The sequence below is a fragment of the Halopseudomonas maritima genome (assembly GCF_021545785.1).
In the GTDB taxonomy this organism is placed as follows: Bacteria; Pseudomonadota; Gammaproteobacteria; order Pseudomonadales; family Pseudomonadaceae; genus Halopseudomonas; species Halopseudomonas maritima.
In genome coordinates this window covers 598,300-618,303 of record NZ_CP079801.1, presented here as the reverse complement: position 1 = coordinate 618,303, position 20,004 = coordinate 598,300, and the positions used below count along the sequence as shown (strand labels likewise).

The 20,004-nt window shown below is 62.3% G+C and carries 20 protein-coding genes; 10 read left to right on the top strand and 10 right to left on the bottom strand.

Annotated features, from left to right (window positions below):
• Positions 1–67 precede the first annotated feature (67 nt).
• Positions 68–2,194 (top strand): DNA helicase RecQ, encoded by a 2,127-nt coding sequence (recQ, locus tag HV822_RS02790; RefSeq protein WP_238872143.1) that lies wholly within the window; start codon positions 68–70, stop codon positions 2,192–2,194.
• Positions 2,195–2,223: 29 nt separating this feature from the next.
• Here recQ and HV822_RS02785 read toward each other — a convergent pair whose 3' ends face one another.
• Complete coding sequence (locus tag HV822_RS02785) at positions 2,224–4,398, bottom strand: patatin-like phospholipase family protein (RefSeq protein ID WP_238873674.1); 2,175 nt, start codon at positions 4,396–4,398, stop codon at positions 2,224–2,226.
• A 168-nt stretch (positions 4,399–4,566) separates the two neighbouring features.
• Between HV822_RS02785 and HV822_RS02780 the strand changes: the two genes are divergently transcribed.
• On the top strand, positions 4,567–5,385 hold the full coding sequence (locus HV822_RS02780) for a UDP-2,3-diacylglucosamine diphosphatase (RefSeq protein WP_238872142.1): 819 nt from the start codon (positions 4,567–4,569) through the stop codon (positions 5,383–5,385).
• A 62-nt stretch (positions 5,386–5,447) separates the two neighbouring features.
• Here the strand turns inward: HV822_RS02780 and HV822_RS02775 are convergent, their stop codons facing one another.
• The 3 genes from HV822_RS02775 to HV822_RS02765 all read right to left on the bottom strand — a co-directional run bounded on the left by HV822_RS02775 (position 5,448) and on the right by HV822_RS02765 (position 8,121).
• Positions 5,448–6,827 carry an adenylate/guanylate cyclase domain-containing protein gene (locus HV822_RS02775; protein WP_238872141.1) on the bottom strand — a complete coding sequence of 460 codons (1,380 nt, stop codon included), beginning with the start codon at positions 6,825–6,827 and terminating at the stop codon, positions 5,448–5,450.
• A gap of 306 nt (positions 6,828–7,133) precedes the next feature.
• Positions 7,134–7,706, bottom strand: a complete 573-nt coding sequence (locus HV822_RS02770) for an HD domain-containing protein (RefSeq protein ID WP_238872140.1) — start codon at positions 7,704–7,706, stop codon at positions 7,134–7,136.
• A gap of 94 nt (positions 7,707–7,800) precedes the next feature.
• Complete coding sequence (locus HV822_RS02765) at positions 7,801–8,121, bottom strand: Mpo1-like protein (RefSeq protein WP_238872139.1); 321 nt, start codon at positions 8,119–8,121, stop codon at positions 7,801–7,803.
• Between the two features lie 170 nt (positions 8,122–8,291).
• Between HV822_RS02765 and HV822_RS02760 the strand changes: the two genes are divergently transcribed.
• Both HV822_RS02760 and HV822_RS02755 read left to right on the top strand, forming a co-directional pair.
• Positions 8,292–9,332, top strand: a complete 1,041-nt coding sequence (locus HV822_RS02760) for an AraC family transcriptional regulator (protein ID WP_238872138.1) — start codon at positions 8,292–8,294, stop codon at positions 9,330–9,332.
• 5 nt (positions 9,333–9,337) lie between these two features.
• Positions 9,338–9,901 carry a nitroreductase family protein gene (locus HV822_RS02755; RefSeq protein WP_238872137.1) on the top strand — a complete coding sequence of 188 codons (564 nt, stop codon included), beginning with the start codon at positions 9,338–9,340 and terminating at the stop codon, positions 9,899–9,901.
• Between the two features lie 9 nt (positions 9,902–9,910).
• Here the strand turns inward: HV822_RS02755 and HV822_RS02750 are convergent, their stop codons facing one another.
• From HV822_RS02750 to HV822_RS02730, 5 genes are all read right to left on the bottom strand, one after another.
• Positions 9,911–11,242: a HAMP domain-containing sensor histidine kinase gene (locus tag HV822_RS02750; RefSeq protein ID WP_238872136.1), complete on the bottom strand. Its 1,332-nt coding sequence runs from the start codon at positions 11,240–11,242 to the stop codon at positions 9,911–9,913.
• 15 nt (positions 11,243–11,257) lie between these two features.
• Positions 11,258–11,617 carry a Spy/CpxP family protein refolding chaperone gene (locus HV822_RS02745; protein ID WP_238872135.1) on the bottom strand — a complete coding sequence of 120 codons (360 nt, stop codon included), beginning with the start codon at positions 11,615–11,617 and terminating at the stop codon, positions 11,258–11,260.
• A 128-nt stretch (positions 11,618–11,745) separates the two neighbouring features.
• Positions 11,746–12,426, bottom strand: a complete 681-nt coding sequence (locus HV822_RS02740; RefSeq protein ID WP_238873673.1) for a response regulator — start codon at positions 12,424–12,426, stop codon at positions 11,746–11,748.
• Positions 12,423–12,830, bottom strand: a complete 408-nt coding sequence (locus HV822_RS02735; protein ID WP_238872134.1) for a hypothetical protein — start codon at positions 12,828–12,830, stop codon at positions 12,423–12,425. The genes HV822_RS02740 and HV822_RS02735 overlap by 4 nt, the downstream gene beginning before the upstream one ends.
• A gap of 14 nt (positions 12,831–12,844) precedes the next feature.
• Positions 12,845–13,147: a YciI family protein gene (locus HV822_RS02730; protein WP_238872133.1), complete on the bottom strand. Its 303-nt coding sequence runs from the start codon at positions 13,145–13,147 to the stop codon at positions 12,845–12,847.
• Positions 13,148–13,337: 190 nt separating this feature from the next.
• Between HV822_RS02730 and HV822_RS02725 the strand changes: the two genes are divergently transcribed.
• From HV822_RS02725 to rluB, 6 genes are all read left to right on the top strand, one after another.
• Positions 13,338–14,189 (top strand): PHP domain-containing protein, encoded by an 852-nt coding sequence (locus HV822_RS02725; RefSeq protein ID WP_238872132.1) that lies wholly within the window; start codon positions 13,338–13,340, stop codon positions 14,187–14,189.
• Between the two features lie 33 nt (positions 14,190–14,222).
• Positions 14,223–14,867: an L-threonylcarbamoyladenylate synthase gene (locus HV822_RS02720; protein ID WP_238872131.1), complete on the top strand. Its 645-nt coding sequence runs from the start codon at positions 14,223–14,225 to the stop codon at positions 14,865–14,867.
• Between the two features lie 103 nt (positions 14,868–14,970).
• Positions 14,971–16,149 (top strand): tryptophan--tRNA ligase, encoded by a 1,179-nt coding sequence (locus HV822_RS02715; protein ID WP_238873672.1) that lies wholly within the window; start codon positions 14,971–14,973, stop codon positions 16,147–16,149.
• Between the two features lie 3 nt (positions 16,150–16,152).
• On the top strand, positions 16,153–17,028 hold the full coding sequence (locus HV822_RS02710; protein ID WP_239031117.1) for a segregation and condensation protein A: 876 nt from the start codon (positions 16,153–16,155) through the stop codon (positions 17,026–17,028).
• Entirely contained in the window at positions 17,003–17,893 is an 891-nt protein-coding gene (gene scpB, locus HV822_RS02705; RefSeq protein ID WP_238872130.1) for an SMC-Scp complex subunit ScpB, read from the top strand. Before HV822_RS02710 ends, scpB begins: the two co-directional genes overlap by 26 nt.
• Before the next feature lie 69 nt (positions 17,894–17,962).
• Positions 17,963–18,859, top strand: a complete 897-nt coding sequence (gene rluB, locus HV822_RS02700) for a 23S rRNA pseudouridine(2605) synthase RluB (RefSeq protein WP_238872129.1) — start codon at positions 17,963–17,965, stop codon at positions 18,857–18,859.
• A 57-nt stretch (positions 18,860–18,916) separates the two neighbouring features.
• On the opposite strand, the gene HV822_RS02695 is transcribed toward rluB, so the two are convergent.
• Positions 18,917–19,837, bottom strand: coding sequence for a GGDEF domain-containing protein (locus HV822_RS02695; protein ID WP_238872128.1), 921 nt, complete (start codon positions 19,835–19,837; stop codon positions 18,917–18,919).
• Between the last annotated feature and the right edge of the window lie 167 nt (positions 19,838–20,004).

Sequence of the window (20,004 nt, the reverse complement as noted above, 5' to 3'; positions counted from 1 at the left end):
CCCGGCCAATTGCCAAAGACGTTATACTCTGCGGCCGCTGAATCATCCGGCGTGAGCAAGGAGACCCATGCGCGAGCAAGCCCTGCAGCAACTGAAAGACGTGTTTGGCTACGGTGAGTTCCGTGGTCAGCAGGCCGATATCATCGATCAGGTAGCCCGTGGCGGCGATGCGTTGGTGCTGATGCCGACTGGCGGCGGCAAGTCGCTGTGCTACCAGGTGCCGGGGCTGCTGCGTCAGGGGCTGACAGTGGTGGTGTCACCGCTGATTGCATTGATGGACGATCAGGTTGCCACGCTCAACGAACTGGGCCTGCGCGCCGCCGCGCTCAACTCCACGCTCAGTGAAGATGCTCAGCGCGAGATCGCTCGGCAGATGCGCGCCGGCGAGCTGGAGTTTCTCTATCTGGCGCCGGAGCGTCTGCTCAAGCCGCGCACCATCGCCTTCTTGCAGTCGCTGGAGATCGCTCTGTTCGCCATCGACGAGGCGCACTGCGTCTCCCAGTGGGGGCATGACTTCCGTCCGGAATACCTGCAGTTGGGCCAGCTGGCCGAGCAGTTTCCGGGTGTGCCGCGCATGGCGCTGACCGCCACCGCCGATGAGCGTACCCGTGGCGAAATGATGCAGCGCCTGAAGCTGGAACACGCCGCCTGCTTTGTCTCCGGCTTCGATCGACCGAACATTTTTTACCGCATCGTCCCGAAGGACAAACCCCGCCAGCAGTTGCAGGGCTTTTTGCGCGAGCACCGGGGCAACGCGGGGATTGTCTACTGCCTCTCGCGCCGCAAGGTAGAAGACACCGCCGCCTGGCTGTGTGATCAGGGTTGGCCGGCGCTGCCCTATCACGCGGGTCTGCCGGCAGAGCTGCGAGCAACCCACCAGAAGCGCTTTCTCAATGAGGAAGGGCTGATCATGGTCGCGACCATTGCCTTTGGCATGGGCATCGACAAGTCCAACGTGCGCTTTGTCGCGCACCTGGACCTGCCCAAGAGTGTGGAGGCGTATTACCAGGAGACGGGCCGGGCAGGGCGCGACGGCCTGCCTGCCGATGCCTGGATGGCCTACGGCCTGCAGGACGTGCTGATGCTTAACCAGATCATGGCCGGCTCCGAAGGCGATGAGCGCCACAAACGAATAGAGCGGCACAAGCTCGACGCCATGCTGGCGTTGTGCGAGCTGACCAGCTGTCGTCGGCAGACCTTGCTGGGCTACTTTGGTGAAACCCTGTCAGAGCCCTGCGGTAACTGTGATAACTGTGTTGAGCCAGTCGATACCTGGGATGGCAGCGAAGCCGCGCGGATGGCGCTGTCCACGGTGTACCGCAGCGGTCAGCGCTATGGCGTTGGTCATCTGATCGACATCTTGCTAGGTCGTGACAACGAGAAGATTCGCAACGCCGGGCACCAGCACCTGTCGACCTGGGGCATCGGCAAGGGCTTGGGTGAGAACGAGTGGCGCTCGGTGTTCCGGCAACTGATTGCCAGGTCGCTGGTAGAGATTGATCTGGACGGCTATGGCAGCCTGCGCCTGGCCGAAAGCTGCCGCGCCCTGTTGCGCGGTGAGCAAAGCCTGCAGTTGCGCCGTGATGTCAGCAAGCCAACCAGCAGCGGCGGTCGCAGCAGCAACAAGCCGGTGATTGCCGACGCCGATCGCGAGCTGTGGGAGGCGTTGCGGGCGCGGCGTAAGCAGCTGGCAGACGCCCATGGCGTGCCGCCCTATGTGATCTTCCCGGACAGCACCCTGGTCGACATGCTGCGTCAACGACCTACCACGCTGCAGGATATGTCACTGGTCAGCGGTGTTGGCTCGCATAAGTTGGAGCGTTACGGCGCAGACTTTCTGCAGGTGCTGGGGGCCGAGGGTGCCCAGGCTGATACCGAGGCGCGTGAATCCCACGAGGCGCTGGCGCTGGTGCTGGCCGGCATGACCGCCGAGCAGGCTGCCGCGCAGCTCGGCCAGCCGCTGCGCAAGGTCTATGGCCAATTGGCGCAGGGCATCAGCACGGGCAATCTGTCACTGGAACAGGCCATTGATATCGGCCCGGCCCAGCTTGAGCGCATTCAGGATCACTTCCTCAATCACGATGGCGACGAGCTGCCTGGTGTGCGCACCGTGGCCCGTGAGCTGGAGGAGCCGGTTGAAGAGGGCGTGCTGCACTGCATCCGGGCGGCGTTGGTGCAGGAGATCAGCGGCTAGCTGATCTCCCCGCCGCCGTCAGGCCCACCTCAGAAGGTTTGCCCCAGCTTCATATACAGCGCCTCATAGCCTTCCTCGTTGGCACCCAACCCAAAGAACAGCGGGCCGAGCAGGGTGTCCATGCCCAGCAGCAGGCTGCCGGCGCCGAAGTAACCGGTGTCAAAGTCGGTGTCGTCACGGTTGTAAACCCGGCCGTATTCCAGGCTGGCGCCCAGGTAGAGCGGCAAACTGACGGCGTTGAGATAACTGGGGGTTAGCCGGCGATAGTAGACCAGACGGCCCAGCTGATAGTTTTGCCCGGCCAGCGCATCCTGGCGGAAGCCGGAGAACCAGCCGGGTCCGCCGAGTACAAAACTGCTCTGGGCCACATTCACGTCGCTGTCGGTGCGGCCAAGAAAGGCGCCAATCTGCCAGCTGTTCGGGCCCACACCAAAGGCTTTATTCGCCATCAGCTCGATCTGCTGGTAGCGCTCGTCCGCACCCAGGGTGGGTTCGGACTGCCGCCAGCTGATCAGCGCTTCATCGCCGGAGCGCGGGAAGTTGACGTTATCCAGGGTGTCGCGGTCAATCTCGATTGAGTAGAAGGCTTCATCGAAGTCGATGGACGGTAGTGCCGGGTCGCCGATCCGTACCCGCGAGTTGCCTCGGTAGCGCGACAGGCCGAAGCGCACCTCGCCGCTGTTGGCAATTTGGCGCCCGATATTCAAACCCGCGCCATAGCGCTTCTGACGGTAGGCAACGACGGGCTCGTTGTCGTCGATCACCTCCAGGTTACGCGCTTCGGCATCGATGAAGGGGGCTACAAAGTAGCGCGAGCCGTAGTCCAGTGGTTGATAGAACTCTGTGTAAAGCTCCTGATCCGAGCCGATCTGCAGGCGCGTCAACCATTCCGCGCCCAGCGGGTTGAGACCGTTGACTCGGAAGCTGGCACCCAGGTTGTACTGGCTGTCGCCTTCAAAGTCATCCACCAGATTGAGGCCCAGGCGCAGGTAGTTGGTGCCCGTGCGGCGGCCAGCGGTGTGTACCAGCAGGGTGTTGCGGCCTTCTTCGTGAACCACTTCGTAGGTGACGCGGCTGAAATAGTCGGTGCCATAGATGGTGCCCATGTCGGTCTGCAGGCGTGACAGGTTGAGCGGTTTGCCGATTTCCTGACGAATCATGCCCAGTACCACCTCGTCGGCCACCTTGCCGCTGTTGTCGACCTCAATGGCGTGAATGATCGCCTGTCGCTGGGGCCGGATACTGGCAAGACTGCCGCCCGCGTTGCTGCCTTGTGGTGCGACAAATGCCAACACGCCGTTGGCGTTGGCCAGGCTGCTGGCGCCTGCGTCGATGGCCTGATGGATCTCGTCAAAGCTGCTGAAACCCATATCGCCCAGCGCGGGTTGCAATAGCAGGTCGGCGCTGGTCAGGGTGGCTAGTTGACGCTCGGTGTTGGCACGTGTCAGCAGGGTTGTGGTCTGGTCCATGATGTCGAGCACCGAGGTCAGCTCGCCAGCGGATTTGAGCGGCGTGCCGATGTCCACCACAATCACCCGGTCCACGCCCATAGAGCGGGCCACGTCGATTGGCACGTTCTTGCTGAGCACGCCGTCCACCAGTAACCGCCCGTTGACCTCAATCGGCGCAAAGAAACCGGGCAGAGCCAGGCTGGCGCGAATCGCCAGCGGTAGGTGGCCGTGGTCGAACACCACGGCCTCGCCGGTGGCAATATCGGTGGCCACCGCGCGGAAGGGAATGGGCAGACGGTCAAAGTTGTCGATTTCGTTGGTGTGCACCAACAGGCTTTCCAGCACCACGCCCATGTTTTGCCCCTGCAGCAGGCCAAGCGGGAAGCTGAGTTCGCCATCTTTGAAGGTCAGGCGCTGCTTGACCAGAAAATCACGGTCATCCTGCTTGCGGCGGAAAGGGATAGCTTCGCGTTGCGGGGTGTCGCTCAGGGTCTCCTGCCAGTCCAGCTCCAGCGCCAGCGCCTCCAGCTCATCGGCACTGTAGCCTGCGGCGTAGAGGCCGCCAATCACCGCCCCCATGCTGGTGCCGGCAATCGCATGGATAGGGATATTCATCTCTTCCAGCTGCTTGAGTACGCCAATGTGGGCCAGGCCCCGGGCGCCTCCGCCGGACAGTACCAACCCGGTGCGTAGCGGCTCGGCAAGGGTCCAGCCGGAGATGATCAGCAATAGCAGCGGCAGCAGGCGTTTCAACATGAAGCAGGTCCGGGCAGCGGAGGGCGATGGGCAAAGGCGCCATTGTATATGAAGCAGCGCCGTGCTGCGGCGGGTTCCTGCGGTCATCTTTCCGTCATTTTTCTGCCATGCGGCAGTCACTACGGGGGGGTACGGTTTTCCTAACGTCTCAAGGAGGACAGCCGCATGAATACCGCCGTGTCTTTGCCCAAAGAACACAAGCAGCGCGTCAGAACCCTGTGGATTTCGGACCTGCACCTCGGTACGCGGGGCTGTCAGGCCGACAAGCTGGCAACCTTTCTTAAATCCTATGACTGCGACCAGCTGTATCTGGTCGGCGATATTATCGACGGCTGGCGCTTGCGCAAGGGCATTTATTGGCCGCAGGCGCATACCAATGTGCTGCGCCGCGTGCTGACCATGAGCAAGCGTGGCACGCGGGTGACCTATGTCACCGGCAATCATGACGAATTCCTGCGCCGTTATTCGACCTTGCTGCTGGGCAATATCGAGTTGGTGGATGAGGCTGTGCACCAGTGCCAGGATGGTCGGCGTCTGCTGGTGATCCACGGTGACCAGTTTGACGTGATTACGCGCTGCCACCGCTGGCTGGCGTTTCTGGGTGACTACGCCTACGAGTTCAGCCTGGTACTCAACCGCTGGCTCAATCACTGGCGTTCGCGTTTTGGTTACGGCTACTGGTCGTTGTCAGCCTATCTCAAGCACCGAGTCAAAAAAGCCGTCAACTTTATTAGCGAGTTTGAAGAGGCGCTGGCCCATGAGTGCGCCAAACGAGGCTATGAGGGCGTGGTCTGTGGGCATATCCACCACGCTGAAATTCGTGAGGTAAACGGCATCGACTACCTCAACTGTGGTGATTGGGTCGAATCCTGCACGGCGTTGATTGAGCACCATGACGGGCGGATCGAGTTGTATCGCTGGGACGAGGCAGAGGCCAGCGCGCTGCAGCCGGTGGCTGACGCGCTGGAGGGTAGCGCCGCCTGAGGCGGTTGCCTGCTGCGCCGTTGGCGTAAACCGGCGGCGGATGAAGGAAACGTCAACAGACCCTAGACGATGACCTTGTCACGCAGCTTGCGCGCCGCCTGCTCCAGTGCCTTGATGATCTCGTCCTTGTCGTAATTGCGCACGTGGTTGGTGTCCAGGTACATCGAAAAGCCGGACAGCTCGCGCTCGAGGAAGCTGGGCGCCGCGCCCAGCTCGCGGCGTAGCCCAACCACCTGATATATCTGCACCGGCCGGGTAAAGCCTTTCACGCTGATCTGCCCCTTGTCGCGGCACATGATCAGGTCTTTGACCAGCGAATAGGTTTCGTGGGAGATCAGTATTTCGCCTGCGTCGGCGGCGCTTTCCAGCCGGCTGGCAAGGTTCACCTCGCGGCCGATGATGGTGTAGTCCATGCGTGTGGCAGCGCCAAAGTTGCCCACCGTGCAGTAACCGGTAGTCAGGCCCATGCGTATTTCCAGCGGCTTCTTGATGCCTCGACTGCGCCATTGCTGGCGCAGAACTTTCATGTGCTTGCGCATGGCGATGGCCATGGAAACCGCTGCCTCGGCGTCCTGCTTGGCACCTTGGGTTTTCGGGTCGCCAAAGAACACCATGACGCAATCACCGACGAATTTGTCGATGGTGCCGCCGTATTGCAGGGCGATGCGCGACATTTCATCCAGGTAGTTGTTCAGCAGATCAGTCAGAGCTTCTGCTTCCAGCTCTTCTGCCAGCTCGGTAAAGCCGCGGATATCCGAGAAAAACACGGTGAGTTTCTTGCGCCGGGTTTCCAGCTCGACGGTGCGCTTGCCCGAGAAGATCGATTCCCACACCTGTGGCGACAGGTATTTCGACAGGTTGGCCGCCAGGCGCGCGGTTTTCTCCTGCTCGCGCTGGATCTGCTGCTGCGCCTCTTCCAGTCGGCGTCCCTGGCGGTGGACAAAAGCGGCCATGATCAGAACGAACAAAGCGCCGCTCAGCAGACTGACCAGAGTAACCAGTGGTGTGCTATGCAAGCTGACCTCCGGCGTGAAGGCGGCTGCGCCCAGCAGCACACCGGCCAGTGCCAGCAGCCAGCCGGCGGTAAGGTAAGCCGGCCCCCCGGCAATCAGGCAGGACAGCCCAAGCAGCAGCAAAAACACGATGCTGGGCACGTAGTTGAAGCCCAGTAACGCGATAAACACCCCGGTGTGTAGCGCATCCAGTGCCAGCAGGCTGAGTCTCTGGGGCAGGTGCGGCAAGCGTGGCAGCTTGGCTGGCAGGTACTGGGCCAACTGCGGGTAGGCCAGCGCATACACAATGGTGATGAGGTAGCTCAGGCGGTGGCCGTTCTCGACCAGCAAGGCGCTGAAAGTTAGAGCTACGCACAGGTAGGCGATGATACGGGAGTAGTAGCCGTCAAGCGGGGGTTTGACGGGCGCAATGCGGGTGTCGATCGTCATGTTCGGGCAATTCCGTGGCTGAGACGGCCTTGGCGGGCAGGCACCCGGTCAAGTCGTATGACTGAGCATCATAGGGCTTGGGCTTTGGTGCGACAATTGCCGGTGGTCTCAACGGCGTGATCAGTCGACGGACAGTAGGACGATTGCCGTTTGGTTTGCTTGTCGCCGGGAGGCCATGTTTCGGTTTTGCACGGCGCGGGCTGGTGGCATTAACGGCGGGAGGGGAGAATAGCTGTGGCCATTGCGCGAGCGCTCAAAGGGGCATCTGCACCTTTGAGCGCTCACGGACGGCGATGGGGCGTTGCCTTACTCGGTTTTGTAGATGCTGTTGCGCGGTCGCTCGAACAGGCGCTTGAGCATGGGTTCGAAAAACTCAAGCGGCTCGCTTTCATAATCCGGATCAAAGGCCGGGGCATCGTACTTGGCGCAAAACTCTGCGGTGTACTGATACAGCGGGTGATCCTTGAACTGATCGCGCAGGTGCCGATCCATGCCCAGGTGATGGAAGAAATAGTAGCCCTGGAACACGCCGTGCTTTTCGACCATCCACAGGTTTTCCGGGCTGACAAAGGGCTTCAGGATTGCCGCCGCGATGTCCGGGTGGTTATAGGTGCCCAGCGTGTCGCCGATGTCGTGCAGCAGCGCGCAGATCACGTATTCCTCGTCGCGGCCATCACGGTGGGCGCGAGTCGCGGTTTGTAGCGAATGTTGGAGACGGTCGATGGGGAAACCGCCAAAGTCACCGTCCAGTAGTTGCAGGTGTTTGATGATTCGCCCCGGCAGTTCCTTGGCGAAGGGGCCGAAATGGCTGGAGATAATGCCCCAGTCTTCAGCGGTGCCTTCCTGCATGGCACGAAACTGTGCGCGTTGTTCACCCATGGTTGCATTCCTCTTTTTTTGTTTGTGCGTCAGGCTGTCAGCGCATCATAGAGGCTGTCTGCACAAGTGACTGTCGTGCCGCTGACAGTCCGTTTCAGAAGCGGATTCGGCCGGTCAGCGCATCGCGCAACATGACCCAGTCACCCATCAGGCTGTAGAGCGGGTACTTAAAGGTCGCAGGCTTATTGTGCTCGAAAAAGAAGTGGCCCACCCAGGCAAAGCCGTAGCCGACCAACGGCAGGGCCAGAAGCCATAGCCAAGCCTGGCTGAGTAGAACATAGACCAGCAGAAGAACCACCAGGGTGCTGCCGGCATAGTGCAGGCGGCGACAGCTGTCATTTTGATGTTCGCTCAGATAGTAGGGATAAAACTCGGCGAAGCTGTTGAATGAATGCGAGTTGGCGACAGGGTTCATGGCGGACTCCTCGGCGCGTGGCGCTGCGGGGGTTTTTGTTTCAGCTGTACTTTAGTCTATGATCAGCCGCCGAGCACGACGCAATCAATGGGGCCAGGGGAGCAGTGACTGCTGCCGGTCACGTGACGCAACCTCATCAAATAATATTAGGGAACAGGGTGTAAAACAGCATGTTGCAAGTGCAACGGACCACCTCATCAGGCTGGGCCTCGGCCATTGGGCATGCACTGGCCGTCGAGGGGTTGGATATTGCCGAACTCTTTACCCTGGCGGGGCTGGACCCGGCGTTGTTGGTCGATCCGGATGCGCGCGTTGCCCAGGATGGCATGACCCGTGTCTGGCATCTCGCGGTCGAGCGCAGCGCTAATCCGGCCATCGGCTTGCACATGGCGCAGGTAGTAAGGCCCGGGCATTTCAGCGTGGTGGGCTACTCGCTGATGAGCAGTCGGACCCTGCTGGAAGGCTTCAATCGGGTGGTGCGCTACCAGCGCCTGATTGGTGAGTCGGCCGACGTCATGCTGCAGCTCGAGCCCGACCAGTGTCGACTGCAGTTTGCCATTCATGGCGATCGGCTGCCTGCCGCGCGGCAAAGTGTCGAGGCGGCCATGGCCTACGCGCTGGCGTTCTGCCGCTGGATGACCGCGAGCCCATTGCAGCCGCTGCAAGCCACCTTCGTCTGCCCTGAACCTGCTGACCCGACGCCCTACCTGGAGCTTTTTCAGTGCCCGCTGCAGTTTGATGCGCCGGCGCACAGCCTGATTTTCTCCCGTCAGTTAATGGAAGCGCCTCTGGCGACAGCGAATGAACATCTGTCCAAGCTGCATGACCGCTGTGCTGGCGAGTTTCTTGCGCGCTTTGAGGCTGACCCGGTGACCCACCAGACCCGCCAGGCGCTCTGCCGCCTTTTGCCTCAAGGCGAGCCCAAGCGCCAGGCGGTAGCCGAGGCCATGAATATGAGCACGCGCACCCTGCAGCGCCGCTTGCAGGATGAGGGCGTGAGCTTCCAGCAGTTGCTTGAGCGCACGCGGCGGGAACTGGCGCTGCAGTATCTCGGTCAACCGCAGCTCACGTTGTTCGAGATTGCCTGCATGTTGGGGTTTGCTGATCCGAGCAACTTTTTTCGCGCCTTCAAGCGCTGGTTCGGGCTGCCACCGGGGCAGTACCGCGACCAGGTGCTCAATGGCAATGATGTCGATTTTCAGGAGAAATAACGCCAGTGGATGCCCTGACAGCCCTGCACCAGCGGACTTCCGTAACGCGCCTGACCGGTCCTGCGCCCAGCGCTGCGCAGCAGCAGGTGCTGTTCCGCGCCGCCCTGCGTGCGCCTGATCATGCCTACTTGCGGCCCTGGCGTTTTTTGGTTGTCGAGGGCGCCGGGCTGAACGCGCTGGGCGAGGTGTTTGCGCGTGCTGCCTTGGCCGATACGCCGGATTTGTCGGCCGATGCGCTGGCTCGCTTTCAAGGGTTGCCGCTGCGCGCGCCTTTGGTGATTGTGGCAATCAGCTGTCATCAGGAGCACCCCAAGGTGCCGACCATCGAGCAGGATCTCGCCTGCGGTGCAGCCGTCAATAATATGCTGCTGGCGGCCCATGCGATGGGGTTGGGCGCGGTCTGGCGTACCGGCGCCTTGGCCTATCACCCGCTGGTACACGAGGAGTTGGGGCTGGCCGACAACGAGCAGATCTTGGCGTTTCTGTATGTCGGTCAGCCCGTCGGAGAGCCCAGGACCCCGCCGGAACTGGACGTCACGCGTTTTTTCAGGGCCTGGCCTGCCGCCTGAACGGGTCGCTTAGTTGCTGGCGCTTTTGGGCAGCTTGACGACTACGCGCAGACCGCCGGCGCTGTTGCGGGCGAAGGTCAGGCTACCGCCGTGGCGGGCAATGGCGCGCTGGGCAATGGTCAGGCCCAGGCCATAACCGCTGTCGGCAGATTGCCCGGGCACCCGTACAAAGGGTTCACTCAGGCGTGGAAGCCACTCATCCGGTACTCCCTGGCCCTGATCATCAATGCGGATCTGGGCGCCGTGCGCGTCACCGGATAGCTCAATCGTGATCTGGCCGTCGGCGGGGCTGAAGCGCACGGCGTTGCGTAGCAGGTTGTCGAGTGCAGCCTGCAACTGGTCGGGCCAGCCGTTCAGGCGCAGGTCGCTTTGGCCTGACAGCTCAAGCTGCAGGTCGGCCGCAGCAAAGCGACTGTCGTCCACTACCTGATGAACCAGTGGGTCCAGCGCAAACGCGGTGGCCGGTTCGCGCTGGCTGTCCAGCCGACTCAGGGTCAGAATACCGTCGATCAGCCGGTCGAGGCGGTCGCACTCGCGGTCCAGCCGCTGCCACAGTGGATCATCCGCGCTCAGGTCGCGCTGGCTGCCCAGCGCCAGGCCGACCCGTAAGCGGGCCAGCGGGGAGCGCAGTTCGTGGGAAACATCGCGCAGCAACTGCTGCTGGCTGTCGAGCAGTGATTGGACCTGCTCGGCCATGCTTTCAAAGCGTTGTGCCAGCTCGCCGATCTCGTCGCGCCGCTGACTGGTTTGCTGCAGGCTGCCGGCGCTGAAGCGCCCCTTGGCCAGCGCCTGTGCGGCGCTGCCGAGTTGCCGCAACGGACGGGTCAGGTAGCGGCTGAGTACCAGGCTAAGCAGTGCCAGCAGCGCCATCGCCAGGCTGACATTGAGAATCAGGGCAACCGGTGCGCGCTGGGTTTTCCAGAGCGCGGGTGGGGGAACGTGAAGAGTGACGAAGTAGCTGGCCTTGTCGGTATCCCAGGCCAATTGGAATAGCCGCCCGCGGCCGGGGCCCTCACCCCGACGCGCCTGCTCCGGGCCTGGTCCAGGGGCAAATCGTGGAATTGCCGGCAGCGTGCCAGGCAGCAGCAGGTTGCCGGCTTCGTCGAACAGATGCGCGCGCAGATCATCGGTGCGCCGCTGCTGCTCCAGCCAGCGTTGTGCCTGGCGAGGACCGTCCTGCTCGTAGGTGTTGACCAGTTGCTCGGCAAAGTCGCGCAACTCGGGATTGAGCTGCAGCAGGAGCCAGTCCTGCTGCAGGGTGCGGCTGACCAGAAAGCCTGAACCACCGACCAGCAGGGTTGCCAGCCAGAGTACTGCAAAGACTTTCCAGAATAGCCGCATGGGGTGTTTCCTGTTTTAGTTGGTGCTGTCTTCGCATCGCTTGTGGTGCTCTCGGCCCTCACGGCCTGCGCGGCGTTCTTCCATGCGCTCGCGGCGCTGTTCATGCAGCTCTTCCATTTTCTGCCGCTGCTCAGCGGTCAGCACGGCGTCGAAACGTGCCTTGCTCTCTTCGCGCAGGGTTTTGAGTTTTTCGTGCTCTTCTTCGCGAATCTGTTCCAGCTGCGCTTTTTGCTCATCGCTCAGTTGCAGCTCGTCAGCCATACGCTCGAAGCCACGCTCGCGCGGCGGCGGGTTGTCGTGGCTGGAACCCGCTATTACGGCGCCGCACAGGCCGGTGGTCAGCAGCACGGTGGCAGCAATCAGTGTCTTTTTCATGGGTCATTCTCCGTTGGTGTCTGACCGGGGAATCCGCTCATTGCCTGCAGAGTCTAGAGATTGCTATGTCAGCGGCGGCATGGGGTTGGTAAAGGTTGTGTAAATAGCCTGAGCGCACTACTTACTGTTCAAGTGCCAAGCAGGTAGCCACGCCCGCGAATGGACTGAATCCGCGGGCGCCCCTCCGGGTGCGGGCCGAGTTTGCGTCGCAGGTTGCTGATATGCATGTCGAGGCTGCGGTCGTAGCTGCCAAGTGGCTTGCCCAGCGCCTCGCGTGACAGCGTCTGGCGGTCGACAACCTGCCCGGGTCGCGCCATCAACGCACGGAGGATCAGCGCTTCACTTTGCGTCAACTGCAGTGGCTCGTCGTCTTGCCAGGCCATCAGGTTGCCAGTGTCCAGGCGTAGGTTGCCGTGGCTCAGCTCTTCGCTGCCAGCATCGGCGCTGGGTTGGCTGCGTCGCAGCAGCGCCCGCAGCCTGGCGACTAGCTCGCGCGGGTCGCAGGGTTTGGCAAGATAGTCGTCAGCGCCCAGCTCCAACCCCAAGATACGGTCCACCGGCTCGCCACGGGCGCTCAGCATCAATAGCGGTGTTTGGCAGTGTTGGCGTAGCTCGCGGAGGATCTCCAGGCCGTTCATGCCGGGCAGCATGACATCCAGGATAATCGCGGCGTAGTTGTCGGCGCGGGCAGCGGCGAGGCCGCTGGGGCCGTCGTGGGCGGCAGTTAGTGTAAAGCGTTCGGTGGCCAACCAGTCGCGCAGCAGCTCGCAGAGCTCCTGGTCGTCATCGATGATCAGGACGGGTGTCAGTTCAGCCATTCGCGACGCTTCTGGCGACCCATGCGAGCAAGCACAAAACCCAGCAGCACGCTGATCGCCACGCTCAGGCCGCCGATCAGAAACCAGCGTTGCTGCTGGGCTATGAGTCGAGCTTGGGCATCCAGACGGGCTGCCTGGTTGTCGTTGCGCAGTTGCTGATTGTCGCTTTCCAGCTGTTCTACTCGCGCGTCCTGGGCGCCGCTGTCGAGCTGGTCGGCCAGGCGCTGGCGCTCGGCTTCAACCCGGGCCAGCTCGGCCTGCAGGGTGCCGATGTCCTGTTGTTGGGTGTTTTGCTGGGGCTGTGTTGTGGGCGCTGTGGTTTCCTGCGCGATGGCTGGCAGGGTGACCAGCAGGGCGCTGCCGAGCAGGCTGGCGCAGATCAACGAACGGAACATGATTGCCTCCTTGCTCAGGTCGGGAAAACGCGTTTGAAGGGTTTGATGCTGACTTGCTCATAGACCCCGGCTGCCACATAGGGGTCTGCCTCGGCCCAGCGCTGCGCGTCCTGCAGCGATGGAAACTCGGCGACCACCAGGCTGCCGGTAAAGCCGGCGCTGCCCGGGTCGTTGCTGTCGACGGCCGGGTGCGGGCCAGCCAGTAGCAGGCGACCCTGGTCTTGCAGCTGCTGCAAGCGGGCGAGGTGGTCGGGGCGGGCGGCCAGGCGGTCGCTCAGGCTGTCAGGTTTGTCTGTAGCCATGATGGCGTAGAGCATGAAATGTCCTTGCTGCGTGACTGTCCAGTGACGCGGTGGTTGGCAACGGCCGGGCCGAGGGGCCGGGCATGGGCTTGTGGTGGCTCAGGCGGCATAATAGGCGAAAGCCCCGCCAGCGCGTCAAGTTGGCGCGTATGCCCTGCCTGCGTTGTTAGCGCCTTGAGTGGTTATCTGTTTTGGGAGAATGCCTTTGATTGTTGACCTGCACATGCACAGTACCGCCTCCGATGGCAGCCTGGCGCCGGCCGAGCTGATGCGACGTGTGGCCGAGGCAGGGGTGGGGATGGTTGCGCTGACCGATCATGACTGCATTGATGGCCTGCCCGAAGCGGCCGAGACCGCGCGCAGCCTGGGCGTGCAGTGGGTGAGCGGTGTCGAGATGTCCGCGCAATGGTTTGGGCATACCCTGCATATCCTCGGATACGGCTTTGACCCTGACGCGCCGGTGCTGACAGAGGCTCTGGCAGCAGTACGTGACGGGCGCTGGCGGCGGGCCGAGCAGATTAGCGAGCGACTGGCCGGCAAGCGCATGCCCGGCGCCTTTGACGGCGCGGTGGCGGCGCAGCGGGCGGCCGGCGGCGATGTGTCGCAGCCCCCAGGGCGTCCGCACTTTGCTGAGTGGATGGTGCAGGCCGGCTATGTGCGTGACCACGGTGAGGCGTTTCGCAAGTGGCTGGGCGCGGGCAAGCTGGGCGATATTCGCCAGCACTGGCCGACGCTGGAAGAGGTGGTTGAGCAGCTGCGTGGCGCTGGCGGCATGGCGGTGGTGGCGCACCCCTGGCATTACGGCCTGACACGCAGCAAGTTGCGCGCCCTGCTGCGCCAGTTTGCCGCTGCCGGTGGCCGCGGCATTGAGGTGGTCAATGGCAAGCAGCCGGTCGACCAGGTGGCCTATCTGGGCAAGCTGGCGGTTGAGTTCGGTTTTCTTGCCAGTTGCGGGAGTGATTTTCACAACCCGGCATCACCCTGGACGGCACTGGGCCGAATGACCGCATTGCCGCCAGACTGCACGCCGGTCTGGCAGACCAGTTTGTTTCCCTGAGCTAGACTTTACAAAAAGCATGGACAGAGTTCGATGAGCCAGTTCTTCCAGATTCACCCGCAAAACCCGCAGGCACGGCTGATTCGTCAGGCCGCCGATGTTATCCGCCAGGGCGGGGTGGTGGCTTATCCCACCGATTCGGCCTACGCGCTGGGCTGTCAGCTTGGCAACAAGAACGCACTGGAGCGCATTCGGCGCCTGCGCCAGCTCGATGACAAGCACAACTTCACCCTGGTGTGTCGTGACCTGTCTGAGCTGGGTGTCTATGCCAAGGTCGACAACACCACCTTTCGTCTGCTGAAGGCGACCACCCCCGGCCCCTACACCTTTATTCTCAACGCCACCACCGAGGTGCCTCGGCTGCTGCTGCACCCCAAACGCCGCACCATCGGCCTGCGCGTGCCTGATCACCAGATCACGCTGGATCTGCTGGAGGCGCTGGGCGAGCCGCTGCTCAGCGTGACCTTGATGTTGCCCGGCGACAACCTGCCACTCACCGACCCCGAGCAAATCCGCGATCGCCTGGGCAAGCAAATTGAGCTGATTATCGACGGTGGCGCCTGCATGGTAGAGCCCACCACGGTGATCAGCCTGCTCGATGGCGAGGTTGAAGTGCTGCGCGAAGGGCGGGGCGATCCCGAGCCCTTTGGTGTCAGCCGCAGCGAGCTGCATGACTGATCCTGCTTTATCGGTATAATCGCCGCAGTTCGCTTATTACAATTGGTCTTTTCAGGAGTCCCCCTTGAGTTCTGTCGATTCGCAGCGCCGGGTTCTGTCAGGCATGCGCCCCACCGGCCGTCTGCACCTGGGTCACTATCACGGTGTGTTGAAAAACTGGGTCAAGCTGCAGCACGAGTACGAGTGCTTTTTCTTCGCCGCCGACTGGCATGCCCTGACCACCCATTACGAAGACCCGCAGAGCATTGAACAGAACGTCTGGGACATGCTGATCGACTGGCTGGCCGCCGGCGTCAGCGGGACCTCGTCGACCATGTTCATTCAGTCTCAGGTGCCCGAGCACGCCGAGCTGCATCTGCTGATGTCGATGGTTACCCCGGTCAGCTGGCTGGAGCGTGTGCCGACCTACAAGGATCAGCAGGAAAAGCTCAAGGATCGCGACCTGGCGACCTATGGGTTCCTTGGTTATCCACTGCTGCAGAGCGCCGACATCCTGATCTACCGCGCCGGCCAGGTGCCGGTGGGTGCTGACCAGGTGGCGCACGTCGAAATCACCCGTGAGGTGGCGCGGCGCTTCAATCACCTGTACGGCAAGGAGCCGGGCTTTGAGGACAAGGCCGAAGCTGCCATCAAGAAGATGGGTAAAAAGGCCGCCAAGCTCTACTCCAACCTGCGCAAGGCCTACCAGGAGCAGGGCGACGCCGATGCACTGGAAACCGCCCGCGCGCTGCTCAAGGAGCAACAGAATATTACCTTGGGTGACCAGGAGCGTTTGTTCGGTTACCTCGAGGGCGGCGGCAAGGTGATCCTGCCGGAGCCGCAGGCGCTGTTGACGCCGGACTCCAAGATGCCGGGGCTGGATGGGCAGAAAATGTCCAAGTCCTACGGCAACACCATCACCCTGCGTGACACCACCGATGAAGTGTCGGAAAAGGTGCGTCGCATGCCGACCGATCCGGCGCGGGTGCGTCGTACCGACCCGGGTAACCCGGACAAGTGCCCGGTGTACCAGTTGCATCAGGTCTACACCGACAAGCCGACCCATGACTGGGTGCAGGAAGGCTGCCGTAGCGCCGGCATCGGCTGCATCGACTGCAAGAAGCCGATCATCGACGCCATCAGCGCCGAGCTGTCGCCCATGCAGCAGCGTGCCAGCGAGTACGAGGCCAACCCGGATGCGGTTCGCGTGATCCTCAACGAGGGGACTGAGCGCGCCCGTGAAGCGGCCCGTGACACGCTGATCGAAGTGCGTCAGGCCATGGGCCTGCAGTACCGGCAGTAACCGATGGCTGACCCGACAGAGGATGCCGCGGTCAGCCCCGAGACCGACGCCGCGATAGACCGTTCGCGCGGCGTTGGCCGGCAGCAGGAGCTGCCGCTTGCCGTTGTCTACGGCGAGGCCTACACCGAGGTCCCGCAGGACCTGTATATCCCCCCAGAAGCACTGGAAGTCTTTCTTGAGGCCTTTGAAGGCCCGCTCGACTTGCTGCTGTATCTGATCCGCAAGCAAAACATCGACATCCTCGATATTCCGGTCGCAGAGATTACCCGTCAATACATGACCTACGTCGAACTGATGAAAGCGGTGCGTCTGGAGCTGGCGGCCGAGTATCTGGTGATGGCGGCCATGCTGGCGGAGATCAAATCGCGTTTGCTGCTGCCGCGCCCGGAAGAGTTGGACGACGATGAGGGTGACCCGCGCGCCGAGCTGATCCGCCGCCTGCAGGAGTACGAGCGTTTCAAGAAGGCCGCCGAGGATATCGACGGGTTACCGCGCATGGGGCGCGAGACCTGGGCGGCACGGGTTGAGGTAGGCGAGCTGCCGAGCCGTCGCGCGCACCCGGAGGTCAGCATGCAGGAGCTGCTGCTGTCGCTGTCGGAAGTGTTGCGCCGGGCCGAGATGTTTGAAAGTCACCAGGTCACCCGCGAGGCGCTGTCCACCCGCGAGCGCATGGCTGAGGTGCTGGACCGTCTCAAGGCCGGCCAGTTTGTGCCCTTTGTCAGCCTGTTCAACGCCAGCGAGGGCAAGCTCGGGGTGGTGGTGACCTTTATGGCCGTATTGGAACTGGTCAAGGAACAACTGGTTGATCTGGTGCAGAGCGAAGCCTTTGCCCCCATTCACGTCAAGGCACGAGGTGAGCATGAGCCAGCCGCCGATTGAACACATTGTTGAGGCTGCGTTGCTGGCAGCGGGCCGGCCGTTGTCGTTGGAAAAGCTGCGTGAGTTGTTCGATGAGGATGCGCTGCCCGGCTTTGAGGATATCCGCAAGGCGCTTGAGAAGCTGGCAGCCAGCTATCAGGGGCGCGCCATCGAGCTGCGCGAGGTAGCCAGTGGTTGGCGTCTGCAGGTGCGTGAGCAGTACGGGCCCTGGGTGGCGCGGCTGTGGGAGGAGCGTCCGCAGCGCTACTCCCGCGCCTTGCTGGAAACCCTGTCGTTGATCGCCTACCGTCAGCCGATCACCCGTGGCGAAATTGAGGACATCCGTGGCGTTGCGGTCAGCACCCAGATCGTCAAGACCCTGCTGGACCGCGAGTGGGTGAGGGTGGTGGGGCATCGCGACGTACCGGGGCGCCCGGCCATGTACGCCACCACGCGGCAGTTTCTCGACTACTTTAACCTGCGCAGCCTGAACGAGCTGCCGCCGCTGGCGGCGGTGCGTGATCTGGATGAGCTGGATATGGCGCCGGAGCTGGCGCTGCAGTCACCGGAGGAGGCCGACGCCCAGGCGCGTGACGGCGACGCCGCAGGCGATGCGCCCTGGTTGCCGGTGGAGCCGCTCAAACCGCTGGATTCGGAAGAGGGCCAGAGCGGCTTTCGCAACCTGCTGGACGAGCTCAACGCCATGGAAGCCAACCTCAAGAGTGACTTTGATGACATACCGGTGGCGGACGTGCCGGTCTTGGACGTGCCGGTTGCGGACATGCCGGTTGCGGACATGCCGGTTACGGAGGTATCTGCCTCAGAAAACTCAGCCCTCGACGAGCAGTCGGGGGCTGATGATTCCGATGAAGGGCAGCGCAGCTGATCTGGCTGGCGCCTGTGGTCGGTGGTATCCTGCACGGCTTTTCTCTGCTTCACACCGGGAGGTGCTCCAATGACTGACGATATCGACGTAAACGACAACCCCGCCGCGCCGGCGCCAGGCGAAAAACTGCAAAAGGTGCTGGCCCGTATGGGGCTGGGCTCACGGCGCGAGGTTGAGGGCTGGATTGCCGCCGGCCGTGTCAGCGTCAACGGACAGCCCGCCGAGCTCGGCTGCCGGGTCGACAGCATGGATCAGATCAGCGTGGACGATCGTCCGATTCGCCGCGATCTGGGCTCCGAGGTCACCCGCCGCGTCATGTTGTACAACAAGCCCGAGGGCGAAGTCTGTACCCGCGACGATCCGGAAGGTCGTCCCACCGTTTTCGATCGCCTGCCACGCCTCAAGCACGGCCGCTGGATCAACGTCGGTCGTCTGGATATCAACACCAGCGGTCTGCTGCTGTTTACCACCGATGGTGAGCTGGCCAACCGCCTGATGCACCCGTCCTATCAAATGGATCGTGAATACGCCGTGCGGGTTATGGGTGAGGTCACAGAGGACATGGTCGAGCGTCTGAAAGAGGGCGTGATGCTCGAAGACGGCCCGGCCAAGTTCACCGATATCGTGGCTTCCGGTGGTGAGGGTATCAACCGCTGGTTTCACGTCTGCCTGATGGAAGGCCGCAACCGCGAAGTACGCCGGCTGTGGGAGTCCCAGGGTATGCGCGTCAACCGCCTCAAGCGCGTACGTTTCGGGCCGGTATTCCTCGGCCCGGAACTGCCCGTTGGCCGCTGGCGCGAGCTCAAGCAGAACGAGTTGGACGCGCTGAGCAAGGAAGTGGGCCTGGAGCCGATTGCGCTGCCGGCGATGAAGACCAGCGACAAGGAAAAGATGCAGCGCCTGGCGCGCAAACCGTCCATGCACCAGGCTCGTCAGCCACGTGGTGGTCGCCGACGCGATCGCTGAGTGCTGCTCTAAGCATAAAAAAACGGCGCCTTAAGGCGCCGTTTTTTTATGCTGGGATTATTGTCCGACCACGCGGTTGCGCCCGCTTCGCTTCGCCTCGTACATGCGCAGGTCCGCTCGGCTGAGTAGGCTCGCGGCATCATCGTCTGCACGCAGCGTGCTGCACCCCAGGCTGACAGTCATGGGCAGCGGTTGGCCGTCGATCTCAAACTGCAGCTGTTCAATCGCGCTGCGAATGCGCTCGGCTACCATGGTGCAGGCGGCAGGGTCGGTGTTGTGCAGCAGCACTACAAATTCTTCGCCGCCCAGGCGGTACAAGCCGTCGACATTGCGCAGCGAGGCGGCTACGCAGTCCACAACACCCTTGAGCGCTTCGTCACCGTAGGCGTGACCATAGCGGTCGTTGATGCGCTTGAAGTGATCGACATCGAGCACCAGTACTGACAGAAGCTGGCCGCTGCGTTTGGCCAGTCGCAAGTCTCGCTCCAGGTTCTGGTTCAGTGCCAGCCGGTTGCCAGCCCCGGTCAGGGTGTCGTTCAGCGCGCAGGCCAGCGCCTCGCGGTACATCAGCGCGTTGCGCAGGGGAAACAGCAGGGTGCCTAGCAGCGCTTCCAGGCTCGCCAGCTCGGCTTCGGCAAAGCGGCTTTGGCGACTGAATTGCAGCTCGCCCATGTAGCTCCCGGCATGTGACAGGCGGTAGCTGCAGCGATGCAACGCGACCTGACCAAGGCTCAGGCTCGCGTTCGCAGCGCTGTGACGGTACTCCATGCCGTCAACCTGCAGCAGCTCCTGCAACCCTGCGAAAAACATCCCAAGCACCCGGTCCAGCTCCAGGCTGGTTTGCAGGGTCAGGTTGAGCTGGCGCTGCACGGCTTCGAAGCTGGCGCTAGGCTTGTTGCCGCGTCTACGCGTCACGCTGCCTTGGGCGAGTTTGACGCGAGCCGAGTCGAAATCGATGGTGTTTCCCTGTACGGGCATACTGACGGTACCTGCGGAGTGTCTGGTATCGTTATTTAAGCAATCAATGTGCCATTGTATTTTGTTGTTTTAAATCAATGGCTTGAGATTTTTTTCGAGGGGATTTATAGGTTGGTGGCAAAAAAATGCCGCCTGCGGCCAAGTGGGGCGCGGCAGGCGGCAAGCGG

Bases quoted from the DNA above. Each gene is read 5' to 3' on its own strand.
- HV822_RS02695 (WP_238872128.1), bottom strand. From the start codon at position 19,837: ATGCCCGTACAGGGAAACACCATCGATTTCGACTCGGCTCGCGTCAAA.
- rluB (WP_238872129.1), top strand. From the start codon at position 17,963: ATGACTGACGATATCGACGTAAACGACAACCCCGCCGCGCCGGCGCCA.
- HV822_RS02775 (WP_238872141.1), bottom strand. From the start codon at position 6,827: ATGACGATCGACACCCGCATTGCGCCCGTCAAACCCCCGCTTGACGGC.
- HV822_RS02745 (WP_238872135.1), bottom strand. From the start codon at position 11,617: ATGAAAAAGACACTGATTGCTGCCACCGTGCTGCTGACCACCGGCCTG.
- HV822_RS02770 (WP_238872140.1), bottom strand. From the start codon at position 7,706: ATGGGTGAACAACGCGCACAGTTTCGTGCCATGCAGGAAGGCACCGCT.
- HV822_RS02735 (WP_238872134.1), bottom strand. From the start codon at position 12,830: ATGTTCCGTTCGTTGATCTGCGCCAGCCTGCTCGGCAGCGCCCTGCTG.
- HV822_RS02750 (WP_238872136.1), bottom strand. From the start codon at position 11,242: ATGCGGCTATTCTGGAAAGTCTTTGCAGTACTCTGGCTGGCAACCCTG.
- HV822_RS02710 (WP_239031117.1), top strand. From the start codon at position 16,153: ATGGCTGACCCGACAGAGGATGCCGCGGTCAGCCCCGAGACCGACGCC.
- HV822_RS02780 (WP_238872142.1), top strand. From the start codon at position 4,567: ATGAATACCGCCGTGTCTTTGCCCAAAGAACACAAGCAGCGCGTCAGA.
- HV822_RS02720 (WP_238872131.1), top strand. From the start codon at position 14,223: ATGAGCCAGTTCTTCCAGATTCACCCGCAAAACCCGCAGGCACGGCTG.
- HV822_RS02760 (WP_238872138.1), top strand. From the start codon at position 8,292: ATGTTGCAAGTGCAACGGACCACCTCATCAGGCTGGGCCTCGGCCATT.
- recQ (WP_238872143.1), top strand. From the start codon at position 68: ATGCGCGAGCAAGCCCTGCAGCAACTGAAAGACGTGTTTGGCTACGGT.
- HV822_RS02730 (WP_238872133.1), bottom strand. From the start codon at position 13,147: ATGCTCTACGCCATCATGGCTACAGACAAACCTGACAGCCTGAGCGAC.
- HV822_RS02765 (WP_238872139.1), bottom strand. From the start codon at position 8,121: ATGAACCCTGTCGCCAACTCGCATTCATTCAACAGCTTCGCCGAGTTT.
- HV822_RS02715 (WP_238873672.1), top strand. From the start codon at position 14,971: ATGCGCCCCACCGGCCGTCTGCACCTGGGTCACTATCACGGTGTGTTG.